Below are 3,479 nucleotides of genomic sequence, written 5' to 3'. Positions count from 1 at the left end.
GTCGGCCACGCCGACGCGAACTCCGGGTCCACCCAGTCGAGGTAGCGGTCGGGCTGCAGGTGGGCGGCCGCGTGGAAGTGGTCGGCGATCTCATTGCCCGGATAGAGCAGGCCCGACGAGGAGAGCGCGAGGTCGCGGTTGCGCCAGAGCCGGTCCTGGAGGTGGGTGGTTCCGGTCTTCGGCAGTCCGATGTGCAGGTATACAGCTGACATGATCGTCCGAGCCTATTCCGTCGGTTCGCCGGAACCTGCCGGACGTGACGATTTGGGGGCGTTGCGGCCCGTCAGGTAAAGTAGACCGCTGTTGCACACCGCCCCTGCGGCAGGTGTGATCGGGTGATGCACATCACCACACAAGCAAGTTGACAGCTTTTACACCGCAAACGTAGAGGGAACCCGCGTGGCAAACATCAAATCGCAGATCAAGCGCAACCTGACCAACGAGGCGCGTCGTCAGCGCAACCAGTCGGTGCGTTCGTCGCTGCGTACCGCGATCCGCCACTTCCGTGAGGCCGTCGAGACCGGCGACAAGGACAAGGCCGCCGAGCTGGGCAAGGTCGCGAGCAAGAAGCTCGACAAGGCCGCCAGCAAGGGCGTCATCCACGCCAATCAGGCCGCCAACAAGAAGTCGGCCATCGCTCTGGCCGTCAACAAGCTCTGATCCGCAGCTGACTTCAAACCCGGTGATCTCCACGCGATCACCGGGTTTCTGGCGTGCTCGCCCTATCTACGTGTTCGCAGGTCCGCTACCGTCGACACGGCATGTTCGAGGGCGTAGTCGGCGTCGGCTGCCTGCCCTTTCACGTCACCGTTGAGCTGAGCGACGACGATCATCGCCTGCGCGATCGATGAGGAATCCCAGGCTCGTGCCTGACCCTGTACCTTCTTGACCCGCCCGGGCGGCATTCCCAGTTCCCGGGCCACCGAATACTGGTCCCCCGACACGCCCCGCACCCGCGCGATCGCGTGGACAGCCTCGGCGAGGGCGTCGGCCAGCAACACCCGCGGCACTCCGTGGTGGCATGCCCACGCGAGCGATTCCAGTGCCCCCGCCCGATCACCGGTTACAGCCTTGTCAGCCACCTCGAACCCGGTCACCTCTGCGCGCCCCTGGTAATAGGTGAGCACGACCTCGCGGGTGACCTTCCCACCGGTATCGGCGACCAGTTGGCTGCACGCCGCTGCCAGCTCCCGCAGTTCCCCACCCACACTGTCGACGACCTGCTCGACGACGTCCCCGCTCACCCGCGCACCGAGCCGCTTGAACTCTGCGTTGACGAAGGTCGCCTTGTCCGACGGCCACTTCGGCTTTTCGCACTTGTATTCCACCGCGCCGGCCTTCTTCAATGCCGGAATAATCGACTTGGCGCGCCCACCACCGGTATGCACGACGGCCAGCGTAATCCCGTCAGGCAACGCGTTCGCGGTGGCAGCGATCAACTCCGCAGGAGCCTTCCCCGCGTCGGCCGCCGCCTCGACCACAATCACCCGCTCCTCGGCGAACAGCGACGGGCTGAGCAGTTCGGCCAGCTCATGTTCAGTCACGTCCCCGGCCCGCACCCGCGTCACGGGCACATCAGCACCGACCTCCGCCGACCGCTCGGCAACGATCGATTCGACGACACGACCGGTCAGGAAGTCGTCGTCCCCCAGCAACAGATGCAGGCGTTCACTCACGGCCCCATCGTGCCAGATCACCAATCGGGCACCGTCCTGCCAGGCAGCCGGCCCTTCTATTCGGAACTCAGGTGCCGAATACTGGCCCCTCGATTCCACCTTGATCGACGACACGTTTCATCCGTCTGGGCGACAACACTTCCAGCCGATCAACACGACGATTGCGCTACGGTCTGAACCTACAGAACAACGGCCCGGCATCGATCGGACAGTCACATGACCACACAATTTCCACCCGGTCCCCCGACGGGCGCCTACCCACCAGCCGGATACCCACCGCCCCGGCAACGCATCACCACCACCACAGCCGCACTCGCCGCCATCGCCGCCATCCTCGTCGTAGCCCTCGTCGCCACACTGCTCTACGTCTTCGTCCTGCGCGACACCACAACCATCGCCCGCTACGAAGCAGCAGACTTCACCACCACCACACCCTTCACCGACCCCGCCCTCATCGACGACACCCTCACCACCGCCGCCGGAGAAACAATCGCCGCAGCAGGAACCTGCAACCCGACCAAGCTCAAAACCCAACTCGCCGCCAACCCCTCCGCCGCAGCCGCCTGGGCACAGATCATCGGCATCAAAACAACCGAAATCAATACCTACATCGACACCCTGCACTCCGAAACCATCACCACCCCAATACAAGTCACCAACCACGACTACGAATCCGGCCAACCCCGCCAACTCCAATCCGTGCTCGACACCGGCACCGCGGTCCTCGTCGACAACAAAGGAATCCCCCGCGTCCGCTGCGCCTGCGGCAACCCACTGAAACCCGCCAAGAACAGCGCCACCGACATCACTGGCGCACCACAAGGATTCGACCTCAACAACGTCGCAACAAAACCCGCAAAAGACGACTACACCAAACCGGTCCCGGTGCTGGGACGTGACAAGTTCGATACATCAGGTTGGGCGACAGGATTCGGCACGGCCAAACCGGGAGGATTCTCTATTGCCTCAACCGCTTCAAGCACTGTAGGAGACATCACCTGGGAATCGTGGGGCGGCGACACCGCAATCGGCCTGGGACGAACCCAAGATCGCGAAAACCCCCAATACCCCGACGAGCAGCGCTCCGACATGTGGGTACTCGCCTACGACCTCGGATGGTGCAACGGCGTCTGGACCTACCGGAGCATCTTCCGATCACGTGATCGTGCCGGTCTCAACCCGACCGGCGATGATGGGACTGAGATCTGTAACGGCAGCCGCGCAGCCCCCTCCAACGAACCGGTCACCCTCGGACCCGACAGCCTGCTCACCTTCGGCGGTGCCGGCGGAGTGTACGTCGGCGACCCGGGATCAAAGATCTCGAACACGTACGTGAAGAAGAATGTAATAACCACACCTGGCATGTATCCGTACGGAACAATTTTCTACGACTTCCGTGAAAACACCTTCGATGCCCAAACTCTGACCTCGCCCAACGTGGCGGAGGTCTGGGTCAACGAGGAAGGAATCATCCTCCAGTTCAGGTGGTATGGCACCGACCGAGGAATCAAGATCGGTTCTCCAGCTGCCGATATCGAGAAGGCTTATGCCGACGCCGAACGGCGAACTTGCCGGTTGGGCTTAACTCCGACACCATATTTCGTCGACAAAGCCGGCCGGGCCGTACTGTTCATCATCAGCGACAACAAAGTCAGGGGGATCAGGGCCATCGAACCGTCGACCGGTGTCGATCCTCACTGCCCATTCGAATAGTAGCCCCGAACATCACCAGCGTTTCGCGGGCAGTTTGACATGAGGCACTACGCGACCTGCCTACGAGACCGCTAAACTCGTCCGATGAGC

At 62.7% G+C, this 3,479-nt stretch carries 3 protein-coding genes and 1 pseudogene; 2 read left to right on the top strand and 2 right to left on the bottom strand.

What is annotated here, in order from left to right; genetic code table 11:
• Positions 1-212: pseudogene (locus KDB67_RS15560) on the bottom strand (sulfotransferase family protein); the annotation flags it as partial.
• A gap of 187 nt (positions 213-399) precedes the next feature.
• Here KDB67_RS15560 and rpsT point away from each other — a divergent pair.
• On the top strand, positions 400-660 hold the full coding sequence (gene rpsT, locus KDB67_RS15555; protein WP_291017383.1) for a 30S ribosomal protein S20: 261 nt from the start codon (positions 400-402) through the stop codon (positions 658-660).
• A 62-nt stretch (positions 661-722) separates the two neighbouring features.
• On the opposite strand, the gene holA is transcribed toward rpsT, so the two are convergent.
• Complete coding sequence (holA, locus tag KDB67_RS15550; protein WP_291017381.1) at positions 723-1,676, bottom strand: DNA polymerase III subunit delta; 954 nt, start codon at positions 1,674-1,676, stop codon at positions 723-725.
• 216 nt (positions 1,677-1,892) lie between these two features.
• Between holA and KDB67_RS15545 the strand changes: the two genes are divergently transcribed.
• Positions 1,893-3,389 carry a DUF6777 domain-containing protein gene (locus tag KDB67_RS15545; protein ID WP_291017380.1) on the top strand — a complete coding sequence of 499 codons (1,497 nt, stop codon included), beginning with the start codon at positions 1,893-1,895 and terminating at the stop codon, positions 3,387-3,389.
• The last annotated feature ends 90 nt before the right edge of the window (positions 3,390-3,479 follow it).

Source organism: Gordonia sp. (in: high G+C Gram-positive bacteria), from assembly GCF_020438995.1.
Lineage (GTDB): Bacteria > Actinomycetota > Actinomycetes > Mycobacteriales > Mycobacteriaceae > Gordonia.
This window is presented reverse-complemented; position numbering and strand designations above follow the sequence as displayed.